Source organism: Microbispora sp. H11081, from assembly GCF_012999535.1.
Taxonomy (GTDB): Bacteria; Actinomycetota; Actinomycetes; order Streptosporangiales; family Streptosporangiaceae; genus Microbispora.
In genome coordinates this window covers 88,137-107,454 of sequence record NZ_JABBWV010000003.1, presented here as the reverse complement: position 1 = coordinate 107,454, position 19,318 = coordinate 88,137, and the positions used below count along the sequence as shown (strand labels likewise).

16 protein-coding genes are annotated in these 19,318 nt (G+C 72.0%); 4 read left to right on the top strand and 12 right to left on the bottom strand.

What is annotated here, in order from left to right; translation table 11 throughout:
* From gatA to HHX31_RS10010, 3 genes are all read right to left on the bottom strand, one after another.
* A complete protein-coding gene (gene gatA, locus HHX31_RS10020) occupies nucleotides 1-1,491 on the bottom strand; it encodes an Asp-tRNA(Asn)/Glu-tRNA(Gln) amidotransferase subunit GatA (protein WP_169947494.1) in 1,491 nt (496 codons plus the stop codon).
* Nucleotides 1,488-1,787: an Asp-tRNA(Asn)/Glu-tRNA(Gln) amidotransferase subunit GatC gene (gene gatC, locus HHX31_RS10015; protein WP_169947492.1), complete on the bottom strand. Its 300-nt coding sequence runs from the start codon at nucleotides 1,785-1,787 to the stop codon at nucleotides 1,488-1,490. Before gatC ends, gatA begins: the two co-directional genes overlap by 4 nt.
* A gap of 126 nt (nucleotides 1,788-1,913) precedes the next feature.
* Nucleotides 1,914-4,058, bottom strand: coding sequence for a bifunctional diguanylate cyclase/phosphodiesterase (locus HHX31_RS10010; protein ID WP_169947490.1), 2,145 nt, complete (start codon nucleotides 4,056-4,058; stop codon nucleotides 1,914-1,916).
* Between the two features lie 286 nt (nucleotides 4,059-4,344).
* Here HHX31_RS10010 and HHX31_RS10005 point away from each other — a divergent pair, with 286 nt between their 5' ends.
* The gene (locus HHX31_RS10005; protein ID WP_169947487.1) at nucleotides 4,345-5,733 is read left to right on the top strand and encodes a glycoside hydrolase family 6 protein; all 1,389 of its coding nucleotides are present in this window, start codon (nucleotides 4,345-4,347) and stop codon (nucleotides 5,731-5,733) included.
* A gap of 96 nt (nucleotides 5,734-5,829) precedes the next feature.
* On the opposite strand, the gene HHX31_RS10000 is transcribed toward HHX31_RS10005, so the two are convergent.
* Nucleotides 5,830-6,711 carry a PhzF family phenazine biosynthesis isomerase gene (locus tag HHX31_RS10000; RefSeq protein ID WP_311931744.1) on the bottom strand — a complete coding sequence of 294 codons (882 nt, stop codon included), beginning with the start codon at nucleotides 6,709-6,711 and terminating at the stop codon, nucleotides 5,830-5,832.
* An 83-nt stretch (nucleotides 6,712-6,794) separates the two neighbouring features.
* On the opposite strand from HHX31_RS10000, the gene HHX31_RS09995 reads away from it, so the two are divergent.
* Nucleotides 6,795-7,517: a DUF234 domain-containing protein gene (locus HHX31_RS09995; protein WP_249345855.1), complete on the top strand. Its 723-nt coding sequence runs from the start codon at nucleotides 6,795-6,797 to the stop codon at nucleotides 7,515-7,517.
* 27 nt (nucleotides 7,518-7,544) lie between these two features.
* Here the strand turns inward: HHX31_RS09995 and ligA are convergent, their stop codons facing one another.
* The 4 genes from ligA to HHX31_RS09975 all read right to left on the bottom strand — a co-directional run bounded on the left by ligA (nucleotide 7,545) and on the right by HHX31_RS09975 (nucleotide 13,113).
* Nucleotides 7,545-9,881 carry an NAD-dependent DNA ligase LigA gene (gene ligA, locus HHX31_RS09990; RefSeq protein WP_311931716.1) on the bottom strand — a complete coding sequence of 779 codons (2,337 nt, stop codon included), beginning with the start codon at nucleotides 9,879-9,881 and terminating at the stop codon, nucleotides 7,545-7,547.
* A gap of 264 nt (nucleotides 9,882-10,145) precedes the next feature.
* Nucleotides 10,146-10,577 (bottom strand): hypothetical protein, encoded by a 432-nt coding sequence (locus HHX31_RS09985; RefSeq protein ID WP_169947481.1) that lies wholly within the window; start codon nucleotides 10,575-10,577, stop codon nucleotides 10,146-10,148.
* A 122-nt stretch (nucleotides 10,578-10,699) separates the two neighbouring features.
* The gene (locus HHX31_RS09980; protein ID WP_169947479.1) at nucleotides 10,700-11,680 is read right to left on the bottom strand and encodes an asparaginase; all 981 of its coding nucleotides are present in this window, start codon (nucleotides 11,678-11,680) and stop codon (nucleotides 10,700-10,702) included.
* Complete coding sequence (locus HHX31_RS09975) at nucleotides 11,677-13,113, bottom strand: cytosine permease (RefSeq protein WP_169947477.1); 1,437 nt, start codon at nucleotides 13,111-13,113, stop codon at nucleotides 11,677-11,679. The genes HHX31_RS09980 and HHX31_RS09975 overlap by 4 nt, the downstream gene beginning before the upstream one ends.
* A gap of 124 nt (nucleotides 13,114-13,237) precedes the next feature.
* On the opposite strand from HHX31_RS09975, the gene HHX31_RS09970 reads away from it, so the two are divergent.
* Nucleotides 13,238-14,803, top strand: a complete 1,566-nt coding sequence (locus HHX31_RS09970) for a PucR family transcriptional regulator (protein ID WP_169947475.1) — start codon at nucleotides 13,238-13,240, stop codon at nucleotides 14,801-14,803.
* Between the two features lie 20 nt (nucleotides 14,804-14,823).
* Here HHX31_RS09970 and HHX31_RS09965 read toward each other — a convergent pair whose 3' ends face one another.
* The 4 genes from HHX31_RS09965 to HHX31_RS09950 all read right to left on the bottom strand — a co-directional run bounded on the left by HHX31_RS09965 (nucleotide 14,824) and on the right by HHX31_RS09950 (nucleotide 18,669).
* Nucleotides 14,824-15,690 carry a polysaccharide deacetylase gene (locus HHX31_RS09965; protein WP_169947473.1) on the bottom strand — a complete coding sequence of 289 codons (867 nt, stop codon included), beginning with the start codon at nucleotides 15,688-15,690 and terminating at the stop codon, nucleotides 14,824-14,826.
* Between the two features lie 92 nt (nucleotides 15,691-15,782).
* Complete coding sequence (locus HHX31_RS09960) at nucleotides 15,783-16,916, bottom strand: tRNA-dihydrouridine synthase (protein ID WP_169947471.1); 1,134 nt, start codon at nucleotides 16,914-16,916, stop codon at nucleotides 15,783-15,785.
* A gap of 27 nt (nucleotides 16,917-16,943) precedes the next feature.
* Nucleotides 16,944-17,561 (bottom strand): DUF1989 domain-containing protein, encoded by a 618-nt coding sequence (locus HHX31_RS09955; RefSeq protein WP_169947468.1) that lies wholly within the window; start codon nucleotides 17,559-17,561, stop codon nucleotides 16,944-16,946.
* Between the two features lie 103 nt (nucleotides 17,562-17,664).
* Nucleotides 17,665-18,669: a methionine synthase gene (locus HHX31_RS09950; RefSeq protein WP_169947466.1), complete on the bottom strand. Its 1,005-nt coding sequence runs from the start codon at nucleotides 18,667-18,669 to the stop codon at nucleotides 17,665-17,667.
* Between the two features lie 18 nt (nucleotides 18,670-18,687).
* Between HHX31_RS09950 and HHX31_RS09945 the strand changes: the two genes are divergently transcribed.
* Nucleotides 18,688-19,317, top strand: coding sequence for an MBL fold metallo-hydrolase (locus HHX31_RS09945; RefSeq protein WP_169947464.1), 630 nt, complete (start codon nucleotides 18,688-18,690; stop codon nucleotides 19,315-19,317).
* The last annotated feature ends 1 nt before the right edge of the window (nucleotide 19,318 follow it).

The window sequence follows — 19,318 nt, the reverse complement described above, 5'->3', positions numbered from 1 at the left end:
CTAGAGCGCGGGCGCGCGGGACAGCAGCGGGCCGCCCCACCGGCTCTCGTACGCCTTCTCCACGGCCGCGCCGACCCGGTAGCAGCGGTCGTCGGCCAGGACCGGGGCCATGACCTGCAGCCCGACCGGCAGGCCGTCCTCGTCCGCCAGGCCGCACGGCACCGAGATCGCCGCGTTGCCCGCCAGGTTGGTGGGGATGGTGCACAGGTCGGCGAGGTACATCGCCATCGGGTCGTCGGCCCGCTCCCCGATCGGGAACGCCGTGGTGGGCGTGGTCGGCGAGACCAGCACGTCCACCTGGTGGAAGGCCGTCTCGAAGTCCCGCATGATCAGCGTGCGGACCTTCTGGGCCTGCCCGTAGTAGGCGTCGTAGTAGCCCGACGAGAGGGCGTACGTCCCGAGCATGATGCGCCGCTTGACCTCGGGCCCGAAGCCGGCCGCCCGGGTGAGCGCCATGACCTCCTCGGCGCTGCGGGTGCCGTCGTCGCCGACGCGCAGGCCGTACCGCATGGCGTCGAAGCGGGCCAGGTTGGACGAGCACTCCGACGGCGCGATCAGGTAGTACGCGGGCAGCGCGTAGGAGAAGGTCGGGCAGGAGACCTCGACGACCTTGGCGCCGAGCGACTCCAGCAGGTCGACCGCCTCGTGGAACCGGGCGAGGACGCCGGGCTGGTAGCCCTCCCCGCCGAACTCCTTGACCACGCCGACCCGCATGCCCGCGACGTCGGCCTGGCGGGCCGCCTCCACGACCGGCGGGACCGGCGCGTCGATCGAGGTCGAGTCGAGCGGGTCGTGGCCGGAGAACGCCTCGTGCAGCAGCGCCGCGTCGAGCACGTTGCGGGCGAACGGGCCCGGCGTGTCGAGCGAGGACGCGAACGCGATCAGCCCGTAGCGGGACGAGCCGCCGTACGTCGGCTTCATGCCGACGATGCCGGTCACCGCGGCGGGCTGGCGGATCGAGCCGCCGGTGTCGGTGCCCGTGGACAGCGGCGCCTCGTAGGCGGACACCGCGGCCGACGAGCCGCCCGACGAGCCGCCCGGGATCCTGTCCAGGTCCCAGGGGTTGCGGGTCGGGCCGTACGCCGAGTTCTCCGTGGACGACCCCATGGCGAACTCGTCCAGGTTGGTCTTGCCGAGGATCACCAGGCCGGCCTCGCGCAGGCGGCGGGTCACGGTCGCGTCGTACGGCGGACGCCAGCCTTCGAGGATCTTCGAGCCCGCGGTCGTCGGCATGCCGGTCGTGGTGAACACGTCCTTGTGCGCGACCGGAACCCCGGCGAGCGGGCCGAGCTTCTCGCCCGCGTCGAGGCGCTCGTCGATCGAACGGGCCTGCGTCAGCGCGGACTCTGCGTCCACGTGCAGGAATGCGTTGACCCGGCCGTCGACCTCGGCGATCCGGTCGAGGTGGGCCTGGGCGACCTCGACGGCGGTGACCTCACGGGAGGCGACCAGCGCGCCGAGTTCGGCGGCGGTCTTGCGAATCAAGGTCATTCTTCCTCCCCGAGGATCCGCGGCACGCGGAATCGGTCGTCCTCCACCGCGGGCGCGCCGGACAGCGCCGCCTCGGGTGTGAGGCCGGGCCGCACGTCGTCGGGCCGGAACACGTTGGTCAGCGGAAGCGCGTGCGAGGACGGCGGGATGTCGTCGGCCGCCACCTCCGCGACGCGGGCGACGGCGCCGACGATCTGGTCGAGCTGGGCGGCGAAGTGGTCGAGCTCGTCGTCGGCCAGTGCCAGCCGGGACAGCCGGGCGAGGTGAGCGACCTCATCGCGGGTTATGGCGGACATGAGTCGTCGAACCCGTTTCATGATGGAGATTGGACCTTCCCATCCTAGGGCTCGTCGCCGGGCGAGACCGACCCGACGACGCCGCGTCACATGCTCTTCACGCGACGGCCCGGCCCCAAGGGGGTGTCAGTGCGGCGCGAGCCGGGCGCCGCCGCTCTCGTGACCGCGGAACGCGGTGCTGAGCCGGCCGCGCAGCCACGTGGTCGCCTCACCGGCCGGCATGGGCTTGGCCAGCCACCAGCCCTGGCCGGCGTGGCAGCCCATCTCCCGCAGCAGCGCGGCGATCTCCGGAGACTCGACCCCCTCGGCGACCGACCTCAGCCCGAGGGACCGGACGAGGTCGATAATCGAGCGGACGATGCGCTCGTCGTCGGGGGACTCCCCCAGCCGCCGGACGAACGACGCGTCGATCTTCACTTCGGAGACCGGGAGCCGCTGGAGACGGACGAGGGAGGAGTAGCCGGTGCCGAAGTCGTCCAGAGCGAGCTGGATGCCGAGCCCGGCGAGGGTGCGGATCGTCTCGGCGCTGTAGGCCTGGTCGGTCATGAGGATGCGCTCGGTGACCTCCAGCCGGATCGCCTCGGGCGGCAGCTCCAGCTTCTCCAGCCCGGCCTCCAGCTGCTCGGGCAGGCTCGAGTCGAGCAGGTCGCGGGCCGACACGTTCACCGAGACCGGCACCTCGACGCCCGCGTGCCACCACCGGGCCGCCTGGCGCAGCGCGTGGCCGATGACGTGCTGGGTGAGATCGCGCATCAGGTACGACTGTTCGGCCAGCGGGATGAACTCGGCGGGTGAGATCGGCCCGCGCACCGGATGCCACCAGCGCAGCAGCGCCTCGACGCTCTCGACCCTGCCGTCTTCGAGGCTCACCTTGGGCTGATAGTGGAGCTCCAGCTCGTCCGCGTCGATGGCGCGCCGCAGGTCGCCCAGCAGGCTGAGCCGTTCCGGGGAGTTGCGGTCCTTGGCCGGCAGGTAGAACTCGACGCCGGTGCGGCCCTCCTTGGCGAGGTACATCGCCACGTCGGAGCGCTGCATCAGCAGCTCGAAGTCCGGCGCGTGGTCGGGGTAGAGCGCGATGCCGATCGACGCGTCGAGGTCGAAGGTCATGCCTTCGAGGCGCACCGGCTCGGTCAGCGCGACCCGCAGCCGCGAGGCGACCTCCTTGGCCGCGTGGGCGTCCCTGATCGACGGGAGCAGCACCGCGAACTCGTCCCCGCCGAGACGGGCCACCACATCGCCCGGCCGCACGCTGTGGGTGAGCCGGTGGGCCACGATCTGCAGCAGCCGGTCGCCGACCGGGTGGCCGAGCGTGTCGTTGACCTCCTTGAAGCGGTCGAGGTCGAGCAGTAACAGTCCCACCCGCTCGTGCCGGCGCGCCTCGGCCAGGGCCTCCTCCGTACGGAGGATCAGCATCTTGCGGTTGGGCAGGCCGGTGAGCCCGTCGTGGGTCGCCTGGTGGTCGCGGCGCAGCGAGAGCGTCGCGGTGAAGTAGACGGCGGCCAGCGGCGCGACGAACAGCGGGACCAGGGCCGTGGAGTGCGCCATCACGACGACCACCAGCGGCGCGAGGCCGAGCAGCGCGCCGTAGACGAGAGCCTGCGGGCCGACGGACGCCTTCATCACCCGGGACAGCGGCCGGCGCTCGTGCAGCGCCACGGCCTGGCAGACCAGGATCGCGCGGACCGCGAAGTACGCCGTCGCGGCCACGGCTATCGCGGGGATGTCGCTGCCGTCGGGCGTCCAGGGGGTGTCCGGGGAGGGATGCGCGCCGAACGCGGCGAAGGCCGCCGCCGCCGCCACGCAGGCCAGGGTCACCTGGGCGAGGTTGAACAGCACCCGGTGCCAGGCCCTGCGGTGCACAAGGCCGCTGACCACCACGGCGATCGCCTGGATCAGCGCCGCCGTGGGCAGGCCCTGGTGCATAAGCACGGCGAAGGTGAACATGGTGGAGGCCGGCGTGCCCCCGACGAGCGTCGAAGAGCTGAACGTGACCAGGCGCAGCTCGCCCAGCACCACCAGCACGGCCAGCATCCAGAACAGCGGCGTGCGGGCCGCCCCGCCCAGCTCACCGAAGCCGAGCCGCACCTGGGTGATCGCCAGCGCGGCGACGCCGACGGCGGTGACTGCCATGAGATAGGCCCACAGGGGCGAGCCTGGGCGCGGCCCGGTGTCCCGGGTGTCGACGGGCGTGAACAATTCGCCCAGGTCGACAGCGGGCAGGAGGAGGCGTGGCACCCCGGCGAACGGCATGAGGCCGCGTGAAAGCGTCATCGGTAAGAAACCCCCCAAGAGGTCACTATGGGAGGGTACGACCTCTGGGCCACTTCGCGAAACCGCTTGGGCACGGTGCGTCACCATGATTTCTGGAGATATCACGGCCCGGTCGGGCTTGTGGTGAAAGTTTCAAGTGCTCCACAGGTCCGATCCCCCGTTCGCCTGCGGCTATTAGGTTGATCGACCAAACTAATAGCGGGCGACCCTTCTTGGACAAGCCGTCCGCTCCCTACCATCCGAGAGAACTGTGGGAGCGCTCCCACATTACCGGACGGAGTATTCCATGTCTCGCAGATTGACGACGGCTGTGCTTACAGCGGTCGCGACGGCCGCGGTGGGAGCGTCCGTGCTCGCCTCCTCCGCCGCGCAGGCCGCCGACTCCGCCTTCTACGTGGACCCGACGACCAGCGCGGCCCAGTGGGTGGCGGCCAACCCTAACGACAGCAAGGCCGCCGTGATCAGGGACCGCATCGCCGCCGTCCCGCAGGGCCGGTGGTTCGCCAGCTACAACCCCTCGGCCGTGCGCAGCCAGGTCGACGCGTACGTCGGAGCCGCAGCGGCGGCAGGCAAGATCCCGATCATGGTCGTGTACGAGATGCCGAACCGCGACTGCGGCGGCGCCAGCGCGGGCGGCGCGCCCGACCACTCGGCGTACCGCGCCTGGATCGACCAGGTCGCCGCGGGTCTCGGCGGGCGCCCGGCCTACATCATCCTGGAGCCCGACGCCCTGTCGATCATGCCGAACTGCATGAACCAGCAGCAGCAGGCCGAGGTCCAGGCCTCGATGGCGTACGCCGGCAAGAAGTTCAAGGCCACCTCCTCGAACGTCAAGGTCTTCTTCGACGCGGGCAACGAGGCATGGGTGGGCGCCTCCGACATGGCCAACCGGCTGAGGGGCGCCGATATCGCCAACAGCGCCGACGGCATCGCCCTCAACGTCTCCAACTACCGGTACACCAGCGCCACGGTCTCCTACGCCAAGAACGTCATCGCGGCCACCGGCATGTCCTGGCTGAAGGCCGTGATCGACACCAGCCGGAACGGCAACGGCCCGGTCGGCAGCGAGTGGTGCGACCCGGCCGGCCGCGCCACCGGCACCTGGAGCACCACGAACACCGGTGACTCGGCGATCGCCGCCTACCTGTGGGTGAAGCCTCCGGGCGAGTCCGACGGCTGCATCGCCCCCGCGGGCCAGTTCGTGCCGCAGCGGGCCTACGATCTCGCGATCGCCGCCCCGTACACCCCGTCGCCTTCCCCGTCTCCGACTCGGTCCCCGTCGCCGTCGCCGTCGCCGTCCCCCTCGGCTTCGCCGTCGGCTTCCCCGTCTCCCTCGCCGTCCCCGTCGGCCTCGCCGACCTTCCCCGGCAACCGCGGCTGCACGGCGGCCTACAAGATCGTCAACTCGTGGGGCGGCGGCTTCCAGGGTGAGATCACCGTGACCAACGCCGGATCCTCGGCGATCAACAACTGGACCGTGCAGTGGACGATGCCGAACGGCCAGTCCATCACCCAGGTGTGGAACGCCAACCTGAGCGGCAGCACCAGCGTCACGGCCACGAACCTGAACTGGAACGGCAACCTCGCCCCCGGCTCGAGCACCTCGTTCGGCTTCCTCGGCAACTCCAGCGGATCGCCCTCCACCCCGTCCCCGCTGGTCTGCACCACCTCCTGATCCCCACCGCGTAGCTCGGGCGTGCCGTACGGCTTTCCAGCCGTACGGCACGCCCTTTTGGCGACAAGGCAGGTGTTCGGGCCGGCGAGGGCGGGATCAGCCGGCGGCCGGAACGGGCACCGCCGCGCCGGAGACCCGCACCCTGCCGTCCCCCTCCCGCAGCTCCACCCGCAGCAGACCGGGCCGTCCCATGTCGACGCCCTGGCGCAGGGTCAGCACAGTGGCGGGGCCGGCCTCGCCGAGGTCCCGCAGGTACGCCCCGAAAGCGGCCGCGGCGGCCCCGGTGGCCGGGTCCTCCACGATCCCGCCGACGGGGAACGGGTCGCGCACCTGGAAGGTGTCGGCCGACTCCCGCCACACCAGTTGCAGGGTGACGAGATCCCGCTCGGTCATGTACCGCGCCAGCCCCGAGAAGTCGTAGTCCAGGTCGGCGAGGCGCTTACGGGTGGCCGCGGCCAGCACCAGGTGACGCGCTCCCGCGTAGGCGATGCGCGGGGGCAGCGCGGGATCGAGCTCGTCGATCCGCCACCTCAGCGCGTCGAGCGCCTGCGCCACGTCGGCGTCGGCGACCGGCTCGACGTACGGCTCCACGCTGGTCAGGGTCGCCCACAGCACACCGCCGTCGTCCGCCGCCACCTCGACCGGCACGGTTCCGGCCTTCGTCTCGAAGACCAGGCGCCCGGGGCCGGACCGTTCGGCGAGCGCGACCGCCGATGCCACGGTGGCGTGCCCGCAGAACGGCACCTCCATCTTCGGACTGAAATACCGGACGGCGAAGGTCCGGGCGGGCTCGCCGGGTCGCGGCGGGGCCTCGCTCAGGAAGGCCGTCTCCGAATGACCTACCTCGGCGGCGATGGCGAGCATGGCCGCCTCGTCCAGGCCGCCGGCGTCGAGCACCACCCCGGCCAGGTTGCCTCCGGCGGGATCGGTGGTGAAGGCGGCGTACTCCAGAACTATCGGATCAGCAGATGTCGGCACGTTCAAGCAACGGCCCAGCAGATGTCGCCTGTTCCCGTGCGCGAGCATCGGGGGTCGGAGCGCCTGCGGTCCACGCCCTGCTGATGGCCGGCGTGTTGTCGTTGCTCGGCGAGTTCCCCGAGACCTCCCGCTCGCGTGCGGTCCTGTCGGCGGTGGGGAGCGGGGAGCGTACGTTCTCCGCCATCGCCACCGAGGCGGGTGGCGCCACCCCCCTGGCCTCCGGCACGCTTTCCCCGCTGCTGTCCACCCTGATCGACAAGCGGGTGCTGGCCGTCGACGCCCCGCTGTCGATCAAGCCGGACACGAAGAACAGGCGCTATCGCATCGCCGATCCCTATCTGCGGTTCTGGCTCGCCTTCCTCGACCGCGGCATCCCGCTGGTCGAGCGCGGCCGAGGCGAGCGTGTCCTGGCCTCCGTCGAACGTTCCTGGACCTCATGGCGTGGCCGTGCCGTCGAGCCCGTCGTCCGTGAGGCACTGACGCGACTGCTGCCCGACGACCGGTGGCCCGAGACCGAGGCCGTCGGCGGATGGTGGAACCGCCGGAACAACCCCGAGATCGACCTGGTCGGGGCGGGCCGCGAGCCGGTCGCGCGGCGCGTCCATTTCCTCGGCTCGATCAAGTGGCTGGAGAACGGGTCCTTCGGGCGGCATGAGTACGACAGCCTGGTGCGCGACATGCTCGCCGTCCCCGGCGCCGACCCCGCGACTCCGCTGGTGGCCGTCTCCCGCTCCGGTATCGACGACGGCCTGCCGCTGGCGGCACGGTGGGGCCCGGAAGACCTGCTGGCCGCCTGGCAGGCGTAGCAGGCCCAGGCGGCTACGGGCGCATGGTCACTCCCCCGGCGTGACGGCGACGGCGCGGGCGGCGTCGGGACCCTCACGCAGCAGGGTGTGGAAGCCCTCCTCGTTCAGAATCGCGACACCGGCCTTGACGGCCTTGTCGTACTTTGAGCCGGGGTTGTCCCCCACGACCAGGAAGCTCGTCTTCTTCGAGACCGAGCCGGTGACCTTGCCGCCCCTGGCGGTGATGGCCTCGCTCGCCTCGTCCCGGCTGAAGTCCGCCAGCGTCCCCGTGACGACGAACGTCAGCCCCTCCAGCGGGCGCGGACCCTCGTCGTCGGGTGATTCGTCGGCCATCCGCACGCCGGCGGCCCGCCACCTCTCGATGATCTCCTGGTGCCAGTCGACCGCGAACCACTCCTTGATCGTCGCGGCGACCCGCGGGCCGATGCCCTCCACCGCCGCGAGATCCTCCTCGGACGCCTTGGCGATGGCGTCGACCGAGCGGAACTCGGCGGCGAGCGCGCGGGCCGTGGGCGGCCCGATGTGCCGGATCGTCAGCGCCACGAGCACCCGCCACAGCGGCTGGTCCTTCTTCTTCGCCAGCTGGTCGAGGATCAGCTCGGCGTTCTTGCTCGGCTCTCCGGAGATGTTGGCGAAGAACGAGACCACCTTCGGCTCGCCGGTCTCCGGATCGGTCTTCGGCAGGCCCGTGTCGGGGTCGCGGACCACCGACCTGATCGGCAGCAGCTTGTCGATGGTCAGGTCGAACAGGTCGGCCTCCGTGCGGACCGGCGGCTCCTGCGGCGGCAGCGGCTGGGTCAGCGCGGTCGCCGCGACGTAGCCAAGGCCGTCGATGTCGAACGCGTTGCGCCCGGCCGCGAAGTAGATCCGCTCACGCAGCTGCGCCGGGCAGGACCGAGCGTTCGGGCAGCGCAGGTCGGCGTCGCCCTCGCGCTCGTAGGCCAGTTCCGTGCCGCACTCGGGACAGTGCGTGGGCATCACGAACTCCCGCTCGCCACCCTGCCGCAGGTCCACAACGGGCCCGACGATCTCGGGGATGACGTCGCCTGCCTTGCGCAGCACCACGGTGTCGCCGATCAGCACGCCCTTGCGCGCCACCTCGGAGGCGTTGTGCAGCGTCGCGCGCTCCACGGTCGACCCGGCCACCACCACCGGCTTCATCACGCCGAACGGCGTGACCCGGCCCGTCCTGCCCACTCCGACCTGGATGTCGAGCAGCTTGGTGGTGACCTCCTCCGGCGGGTACTTGAACGCGATGGCCCAGCGCGGAGCCCGGCTGGTCGAGCCGAGCTGCCGCTGCACCGGGATGCGGTCGATCTTCACCACCACACCGTCGATCTCGTACTCCGGGTCGTGGCGGTGGTCGTTGTAGTGGGCGATGAACTCGCGGATCTCGTCGAGGCCCCCGACCACCCGGTAGCGGTCGCTGACCGGCAGCCCGAATTCGCGCAGCCGCTCGTAGACGGCCGACTGGGTGGCGGGCGGCGAGCCGCCGCCCTCCCACTTGCCCACACCGTGCACGATCATCCGCAGCGGGCGCTGCGCGGTGATCCGCGGATCCTTCTGCCGCAGCGATCCCGCGGCCGAGTTGCGCGGGTTCGCGAACGGCGGCTTGCCCGCGTCCATGAGCTGCTCGTTGAGCTTCCTGAAGCCTTCGACCGGCAGGAAGACCTCGCCGCGCACCTCCAGCAGGTCGGGGACGCCGTCGCCGGTGAGCCGGTGCGGCACGTCGCCGAGCGTGCGGATGTTGGGCGTGATGTCGTCGCCGGTGCGCCCGTCGCCCCGGGTCGCGCCGCGCACCAGGCGGCCCTTCTCGTACACCAGCGCGACGGCCAGGCCGTCGATCTTGAGCTCGCACAGGTAGGGGCCGGGGTCGGCCTCGATCAGCCGCTCCGCCCTGGCCTGCCAGCCGGCGAGGTCGTCGTCGTCGAAGGCGTTGTCGAGGCTCTCCATACGCTGGAGATGGGTGACGGGCGCGAACTCGGTGGAGATGGGCGCCCCGACCTTCTGCGTGGGCGAGTCGGGGGTGCGCAGATCGGGATACGCCTCCTCCAGCGCCAGGATCTCCCGCATCCAGACGTCGTACTCGGCGTCGCTCACCGTGGGCGAGTCGAGCACGTAGTAGCGCCAGTTGGCGTCGTCGAGCGACTCCGCGAGCTCGGCGTGCCGCTCCCGCGCCTCGGGCGGCGCGCCCCGCGATCCCCCCGTGGCGCCGGCTTCCCCGGTGGCGCCCGTGACGGCTTCGACCTCGCTCAAAGCCTCCGCGTGCCCGTTCGCCGCGTCCCCGTTCGCCGCGTCCCCGTTCGCCGCGTCCCCGGGCGCGGCGCCGCCGGGCCCGCCGGCCTCGTCAGCCCTGTCGGTCACGTCGCCCGTCTCCCCTCGTCAGACACCCAGGGCAACCGTATCTCCGGCGACCGGCACTCGCGAAGGACGAGGGCGGGAGCCGCACCGAGGACGTGGGCGACTCCCGCCTGACCGTTCGCCGAGGGGTCGCGCCAGACCACGCCACCCCTCGTCTCATCGAGCGATCGAGAATTACGGTAGACCGCTTGCAGTCCACTTTCATTCCCTTTTGTCGGGGTGTACTCGGGCCGGCCCACGTGGATGGGAAGGGGACCGGCCCGAGCGTCATCCTCCCTGGGTCCAGACCCGTTCCCAGCGAGAGCACTTGCCGGTGATCCCGGTCGCGCCGCCCCGGCAGACCATGGCCTTGGCGAGCAGCATGTACCCGGCGTTCACCGTGAACCTCTTCGGGGCGGACCGAGAGCAGTTCCGATAGGTCGCGGTGCGGTACTTCCCGCGGTCGGTCAGCCACTTGATCTTCACCCACGAGCAGGTCCTCGCCCCGCCCGCGTCATAGAGATCGCCGACGATGCGCAGGCCCGAAGAGCCGGACCGGACGTGCCCGTTCGCCCAGCCCTTGGCGTCCGAGGACGCCGTCGGCCCCCACCTCCAGGTCTCCGCCGCGGACGCGCCCGAGGCCTGGGCGGGAGCCGCGACGAGACCGGCGGCCAGAGCCGCGGTGGCGAGAGGGAGCAGAAGGCGCACGGCGCTTCGCATGGGGTCTTCTCCTGAACGTGTGGTCTTCCGGCACGTCAAGAGATACGTGACAAGGCTTGTGAATCACTTGGGGATGAGCTGGGAGGCCGCAGGGACCGGCTCCGCGCGCGTGCGCCGCCGGTTCAGATCGTGAGGTGCGGTCTGATCCTGTCCAGGGCCTCGGCGGGGCCGGGCTCGGCCGCGAGTGCGGCGGCGAGCAGCAGCCGGGCCTTGGGGGCGGCGAGCGACCCCGCGAAGACGGCGCCCGCCTCCTCCAGGGTGGCGCCGCCTCCGGCGCCGTACACCGGTACGGCCGGACCGGTGTGGCAGCGCGAGGTCACGAGCACGGGCACACCCGCCGCGACGCAGACGCGGATCTCGCTGAGCAGCCCCGGGGTCGGGTTGCCCGCCCCCAGGCCCTGCAGGACGAGCCCGCGTGCACCCGCCGCCCGCGAGGCGGCCACGTGGACGCCGTCCGCGCCGAGATAGGCGGGCACGACGTCCACCCGCGCCTCAAGACGCCCGAGCTCCGCCGGAGCGAACCCGGGGAGACGTTCCGGCCGGGCGGCGACGTGAACCCGCTCGCCGTACACCTGGCCGATCGGGCCGTATCCGGGTGAGTCGAAGGCGTCGGGCGCCACGGTGTGCGCCTTGGTCGCGTGCCGGGCCGCGTGGACCCGCCCGGCCATGACGATGACCGCGCCGAGCCCCCGGGCCCTGGTGTCGGCGGCGACACGCAGGGCGTCCGCGAGGTTGCGCGGCCCGTCGCCGTCCGGCTCGCCCGCGTGCCGCTGCGCCCCGGTGAACACCACCGTCCGGCCGGAGCCGAGGAGCAGGTCCACGAAGAACGCGGTCTCCTCCATGGTGTCGGTGCCGTGGGTGACGACGATCCCGTCCACGTCCGGGTCGGCGGCCGCCGCGACGACCCGTTCCGCGATCCGCGTCAGGTCGTCCAGGTCGAGGTTGAAGCTGTGGGCGAGCATCGCCTCGTCCACCTCGACGGTCATGGCCGATCCGGCCGCGCCGAGCAGGTCGCGGCCGGGGACGGCCACGCTGACCGCGCCGCCGCGGGGCACGGAGGCGATCGTGCCTCCCGTGGTGATGACGCGGATCCGTGCGCTCATCGGGCCGGCGCCTCCTCCCGCTGTACGGACGTACGGCCGATCTTCGTCCGGGCGAGCAGGTAGTAGATCCCGCCCGCGACCAGCCCGCCGGCCAGCCACGAGAAGTCGGTGTCGTTCAGCGCCCGGGCGATGGGGCCCCGGGTCGCGGGCACCATGCCGAACTGCCAGCTCCACGCCGCGACCAGGCCCAGCCCGAGGCTTATCATCGCAGGCCCGCCGGTCCGGGCGCCGGACGTGGTGTCGTAGAGGGAGAGGACGTCGATCCGGCCGCGGCGCAGGACGAAGAAATCGACCATGACGATGCTCGCCCACGGGCTGATCCAGACCAGGATCGAGACCATCCAGTTGTCGAAGGCATGCGCGAAGCTGTCCGCCCTGACGAACACCGCGAGCACGGCGGACGCGACGAGACCGGCGATGAGGGTGAGCTTCCATCGGGCGATCCGGATGCCGACGGACAGGGCGGCCAGTGAGCAGGAGTAGAGATTGAGGATGTTGGTGGCGACCGGCCCATGCATGACCAGCAGCAGGACGGGGATCGCCATCACGCCGAAAGTGCTCGTCACCAGCCCGGCGGGGTCCGCACCGCCGCCCGAGGCGGCCAGGTACGCGCCGAGCGCGGCGAGCCACACCGTCGGCACGTACATGCCGAGGGCGGTGGACCAGAACACGGACCGGGCGGAGGCGCCGGCCCGGACGAAGCGGCTGTAGTCGGCGGAGTAGGGCAGCCAGCTGATCCCCCATCCGACGCCGATCGCGGTGAGAAGCTGCGTGACGGCGGTGATCTTCGATCCCGGCGCCGCCGCGGTGGCCGTCCACGCCGGGTCGGCCCGGCTCACCGCGAGAACGGTCATGAGGGCCATGAGCACCACGGTGGCCGGCACCGTGTACTTCTCGAAGGTGCGGATGGCGTAGAAGCCGTACAGCGCCAGGACCAGCTGGACGCCCATGATGACGGCGGCCACCAGGTACTTCAGGGCGGTGCCGCCCTGGAGGCCCAGCCGCGCGAGGATCGCCAGCACGAGGTCGAGCACGACCCAGGTGTTGACGCCGACCCAGCCCATGGTCAGCAGCCCCTGGACGAGGCCCGGCACGATCGCTCCCCTGCGCCCGAAGGCCGCGCGGCCGAGCACCATCTGGTTGACCCCGGTGCGGTGTCCCATCACGTTGAACAGGCCGAACACGGCGCAGCCCAGGAGGTTGCCCACGGCCACGACGACGACGGTCTCGACCAGGCTGAGGCCCAAGGTGATACCGAGGGCGCCGAGCACCCAGTTGATCGGGGCGATGTTGGCGCCCGCCCAGATCCAGAACTGTTGCCACGGTGTGGAGTCGCGGGCCTCAGGGGAGATGGGCTCGATGCCGTGGGAGTCGAAGCGGACCGCGTCCGCCGGGACGGCAGGAGAGGGGCCGGCGGGAGGGGGGTTGTGCATGGCTGCTCCTGATAGTGCTGGTGTCACACGCTGGTGTGGCAGCCCCCACACAAGCAGGTGGGACAGAGGCCGGAAAGTGGACGAAGCTCTAGCGATCAGCCCGGCCACTGTGTAGATTCACACGGTGTTCACGCTGCGGTCCCTGGTCGCGAACGCGTCGCTGAAGCTGAGAGTGCTGGTGCCCGGCCCGGACGGCGCGATGGACGAGCCCGTCGCCTGGATCCACAACACCGAGCTCCCGGACCCCTCGCCGTACCTCCGGGAGCGGGAGCTGGTGCTGACCAACGGCCTGTGGGCGGGGCAGGCGACCGCCGCCGGCTTCGTGGCGAGCGTACGGCTGGCGAAGGCCGCGGGGATCGTCTTCGGGCTGCGCGCGCAGACCCCGGCCACCCCGCCGGAGCTGGTCCGCGCCTGCCGGGACGCGGGCCTGCCGCTGCTGGAGATCGCCCAGACGGTGCCGTTCACCGAGGTCTCCCAGGCGGTCTCCGCCATGTACACGGACCAGCGCCAGCGGGCCCTGATCGGCATGATCCGCAGGGGTGACGCCCTGGCCACCGCGATCTCACGCGGGGCGGGTCCGTCCGGTGTGCTCGACGTGCTCCGGCGGGACCACGAACTGCCTCTCGCGGTGGTCGACCGAATGGGCCGGGTGCTGGCGGCGGCGGGGGCCGAGCTCGACGACGCCCAGATCGGCGTGGTGACCGCCGGGCTGGCGCGCAGGCCGCCGCCGCTGGAGCTGGACCTACGGCTGGACCGGGGCACGGCTCTCGCCGCGCTCTTCCCCGTGGGAGCGGTGGGTGACGTCGACGCGGCGCTCATCTGCCTGCGCCCGCTGTCCGGCCTCGACCCGGCCGAGCGGGCCGCGCTGGAGCAGGCGGCCAGGTTCCTCAGCCTGGAGGTGGCCAAGCAGCAGGCGGTGCAGGCCATCGAGATGCGCTTCGCCGGCGAACTGCTGGAGATGGTGCTGTCCGGCGGGCAGCGCACGGCCGAGGTGAGCGGCAGGTTGCAGGCGTTCGGCGTGGACGCGGCGGGGCCGCTCGCCGTGTGCGCGCTGGCCTTCGCGGAGCCGGAGCCCGCCACTCTGCCCGGCCTGGCCGAGGCGGCCGGCGAGTTCCTCTCCGCCGCGGGAATCCCCGCGCTGGTGGCCGGAGGGACGCAGGACGTCGTGTCCGTACTCTCCTGGCGGCGTCCCGAGCCCGAGCTCCCCCTGCTGGCCGAGCGCCTGCTGGCGGCCGTGGGCAGGCGCTTCACCGGCCGGCGGGTGATCGCCGGGCTCGGTGGCGTGGCCTCGCACGCGGCGGGGCTCCGGCAGCCGCTGTCGCACGCGAGGGAGGCGTGCCGGGTGCTCCGGCGCTCCCCCGGCGGGCCGGCGGTTCGCGCTTTCGCCGAGCTGGGCACACACCGGCTGCTGCTCGGTCTGGTGGACTCCGAGACGCTGCGCGGCTTCTCCCGCCACCTGCTCGCTCCCCTGCGCGAGCACGACGCCCGGCGCGGGAGCGATCTCGAGTCGACGCTGCGCGCCTTCCTCGATCACGACGGGCACTGGGCGGCCACGGCCGCGGCGCTGCACATCCACGTCAACACCCTGCGCAACCGCCTGGCGAAGATCACCGAGTTGACCGGCCGGGACGTGGGACGCACCGAGGACCGGGTCGACCTGTTCCTCGCCCTCGCCGCCGAGACGGGCTGAGCGCCGCCCGCGAACGGCGTCTACGAGGGATAGACCTCGGGGTCGACGGCCGGCGGGCGGGGCCGGCGCGTGGTCAGGTCCGGATCGGCCGCCGCCGTCTCGGCCACCTCGCGGCACCGGGCGAAGCGCACGTCCCCGCACTCCAGCGCGTACTCGACGAACCGGCGCAGCGCCATGGCACGGCCCGGACGGCCGGACAGGAACGGATGCACGCACAGGTTGAACAGGCATCCGTAATGGCGCATCCCGTCGAGCTCGGCGCGCCACATCTCCAGCACCTTCCGCGGAGACTCGATCACCGAGCCGACGTGCGGCGCCGGGAGGAAGGCGTACTGTTCCCAGTCGTCCAGCGACCAGTGCACCGGCAGCTCGACGATGTCACGTGTCCCGGTGGCCAGCCGGTAGGGCCGGTCGTCGCCCATCAGGGAGGAGTCGTAGAGCAGCCCGTGCTCGGCGACGAGCTCGGAGGTGTGCCACGACGCCTCCCACAGCGCGGCCCGGTGCCCGGCGATCTCGATGCCCTGGCCGGCGAACACCTCCAGGCCACGCTCGAAGTCCGCGCGCTCCTCCTCGGCGGTCATCGAGGTGGGCGGGCGGTGGCTGTAGGAGTGGTGCGCCACCTCGTGCCCGCGCTCCACGATCGACGCGGCCAGCCCCGGCCGCTGCTCGGCGACCCAGCCCGGGACGAAGAACGTCGCCGGGACGCCGAGTTCGCCGAGCAGGTCCAGGATGCGCGGCAGGCCCACCTCCGGGCCGTACGCCTGGTGCGACATGGTGCTCGCGTGCCGGGCGTACCCGCGCCCGTGCGCGAGGACGGGCGTCTCGGCGTCCACGTCGAAGGTCAGGGTCACCACGGCCGCGGCGCCGTCACGCCAGTTCGCGCTCATCCCGCGTCTTTCCTCTCCCGGCCGGTCCCACGGCCGTCATGCCACCGTCCTCGGCGTGCCGAGTCTCGCATCCCCCGGGACAAGCGCCGCGATCAGGACAGGGCCCGCGCCGCGCGCAGCCACCGCCGCGCGTTGCCGAGCGTCGCCATCGGCTCCAGCATCGCGCGGTCGAACCGGTCGAGCGCCAGGCCCTGGGCGAGGCGCCGCGGCAGGTCCGGGTTGGCCAGCGCGCCCCTGGCGACCGACAGCATGTCGGCGTGGCCGTCGGCGAGCACCCGGGCCGCCTGCGCGAGGTCGTGCATCCCGCCGTTCGCGATGACCGGAAGGCCGGTCACCTCGCGGGCGAGGGCCGTGATCGTGACGTCACCGTCGAGGCGGGCGGTCTCGATCCAGTCGCGCCCCTCGCTGGCGACGTGCAGGTACGTCGCTCCCGCGTCGGCGAGGGCGGCGAAGATGATTTTCGCGTCCCGGGAACCCCCCGCCCAGCGGTGTGTGAAGTCGTTGACCTTGCCCTGGGACAGCCGGACCCCCACGCAGAAGTCCGGGCCCACCTGGGCCCTGATGCCGGCGACCACCTCGGCGGCGAGGCGTACCCGGCCCGCGACGTCGCCTCCGTACGAGTCGGTGCGGCGGTTGGTGTAGTCGGTGAGGAACTGGTCCAGGAGGTAGCCGTTGGCCCCGTGCACCTCGACGCCGTCGAAACCCGCCTCCCGCGCCCGTACGGCCGAGTCCGCGAAACCGGCGACCGCCGTCTCGATGTCGGCCTTGCTCATCTCCCTGGGGATCGGCCACCTGCCCGACCCCCCGTACTCGGGCATCATCTCCCCGCGCGGCGGCACGGCCGACGGCCCGGCCGTGTCGTCGCGGTAGCGGTTGCCCTGCGACAGCGCGCCGGCGTGCATGAGCTGCAGCACGATCCGGCCGCCCGCCGCGTGCACGCGGCGGGTGATCTCCCGCCAGGCCGCCACGTGGGCGTCCGACACGATGCCAGGCTGGTTGCGATATCCCTGGCTGTGGACGGTGTCCGTGTAGGTGCCCTCGGTGATCACCAGGCCGAAGCCGCCCTCGGCGAACTCGGTGTAGTAGCCGGTCATCTCCGGGGTCGGCGTGCCGTCGGGGGCCGCGGAGACCCGGGTCATCGGCGCGACCGCGAGCCGGTTGGGCAGGTCGAGGCCGGCGAGGCGGAGGGGCAGCAGGGCCGGATGGTCCGGCGTGAACGCACTCATCGGAAAACGCACTCCTTCGGCGTCGGATCAGTCGGATTCGGGGAGGACGTCGATCGCCAGCGAGGTCGGCACGCCGCCGTTGATGTCCACCAGGTCCTGGGGGCAGGCGGAGACCACGAAGACGCAGTCCATGACGGCCTGGAAGGTGATCGCGTCTCCCGGCCCGCTGACCGCGGGGAGCCAGTCGAGCCGCCCCTCCTCGTCGACCGGAATCCGCATGAACACGTTGACCGGTTGCGGGGTGAAGGGAACGGCCAGTCCCATCGAGGCGAGCGCCTCGCGCAGGTTGCCCGCGCACGAGGCGTGGGACGGCCGCGCGCCCAGCGCGGCGTACCGCTCCGGATCGCACGCGGCGATCAGCATGTCGTGCGCGCCCGGGGACGTGTCGGAGACGAGCGTCAGGATGGGGCGGCGGCGATCGGTGACGAACGGGTCCCCCACCGTGGGGAACAACCGGTTCGTCGAGCTGCGGGTGTGCGATGCGCTGAGGTGCTCGGTGACGTCATCGGCGGCGAAGGCGAAGACATCGCCCACCTGGCCGCCTTCGAGATCGACGACGCTGACGCGACGGCCCTTGGGCACGCGCACCGCCCTGGCCTCCCGGGCGGGGACGACGGTTCGCTCTGCGACGGTGATCGAATCCATGCCCCAAGGCAACCACCGGCTCCGCACCGCACACCATGGAGCTATCTCCAGAGAATTCCGCTATCGCTGTGGAGACGTCCATCCATGTCTCTGGCAGCGCCCGTCACTCGCCGGGGTCCTCCCTCAGCACGCGGGCCGCCTCCCTGCACCGGGCCAGCGCCGCCTTGGCGTACGCCGGAGAGGCTCCGGCCAGGCCGCACGCGGGCGTCAGCACGACCTGCCCGGCGAGCCTCGCCGGCGCGAAGCCGAGCCGCCGCCACAGCTCCACCGCGGGCCTGGCCACCGCGCCGACGTCGGCGAGCCGGGAGTCGGTCCCCGGCACGACGCCGAGGAACAGCGCGAGCCCCTTCTCGATCGCCTCCCCGATGGCGTCCTCGTCTCGGCGGCGCAGCAGCGCGGCGTCCACCGACACGCCCCGCGCCCCCGCCGTACGGATCACCTCGTACGGCACGCGCGGCGCGCAGCAGTGGACGACGGGGAAGGCGGGCGCGAGCGCGGACAGCACGGTCTTCAGCCGTTCCGCCGCGATCGGGGGCTCGACGGCGGCCAGCCTGCCGAAACCGGACGCGGTCGGCACCGTGCCCGCCAGCACCCCGGGCAGCCCCGGCTCGTCGATCTGCACGACGAGCTCGGCTCCCGGGATCCTGCGCCTGACCTCCGCCACGTGCTGCGACAGCCCCTCGGCCAGCGACTCGGTCAGGTCGCGTACGGCGCCCGTGTCGGAGAGCACCTTGTCGCCGTGCCGGAGCTCGATCGCCCCCGCGAGGGTCCACGGTCCGCACGCCTGGATCTTGAAAGGCCCCACGTAGCCCTGAGAGACCTCCTCAAGCCCGTCGAGATCACGGGCGAGGTGGTCCCTGGCCCGCTTGAAATCCCGTCCCGGCCGGTCGCTGAGCCGCCAGCCGGACGGCTGCACCTCCACGGGCAGCTCGACAAGCAGCGACGCCGTACGCCCGATCATGTCGGCGCCCACGCCACGGGCGGGCAGCTCGGGCAGGTACGGCATGGAAAGCTCGCCGAAGGCCGTCCGCACCGCCTCCAGATGGTCCTCGCCCGGATAGGACCCCACCCCGGTTGCCGTGGCCTCGCTCCATGGGTACTCGCTCACGGTCACTAGCTTAGGGTTATGAAACTCACCAAACTCGGTCACGCGTGCTGGCGGCTGGAGAAGGACGGGCGGGTGCTCGTCATCGACCCCGGCGCGTTCAGCGGCGAAGGCCTCCTCGACGGCGCGGACGCCGTGCTGATCACCCATGAGCATTTCGACCACGTGGACGCGAACCTGCTCAAGAACGCGAGCCCGGGCCTGGAGATCTACACCTGCCAGGCCGTCGCGAACCAGCTCGGCGAGATCCCGGCGAGGGTGCAGGTCGTCAACCACGGGGACACCTTCGGCACCGCCGGTTTCGACGTGCGGGCGGTCGGCGAGTGGCACGCGCTCAACCTGCCCGACGTCCCGCCGGTGCAGAACGTCGGCTTCTTCGTGGACGACGAGGTGTTCTACCCCGGTGACGCCCTCACCGCGCCCGGGTGCGACGTGCCCACGCTGCTGGTGCCGACCAACGCGCCGTGGCTCAAGGGGGCGGAGATGATCATGTACCTGCGCTACGTCCGGCCCGCGCGGGCGTACTCGACCCACGACGGGCTGGTCAACGACATCGGCGCGACGCTGATCGACAACTGGCTCGGCATGGAGGCCGGGAAGCAGAAGGCCGACTTCCGCCGGATCCCCGTCGGCGAGTCGGTCGAGGTCTGAC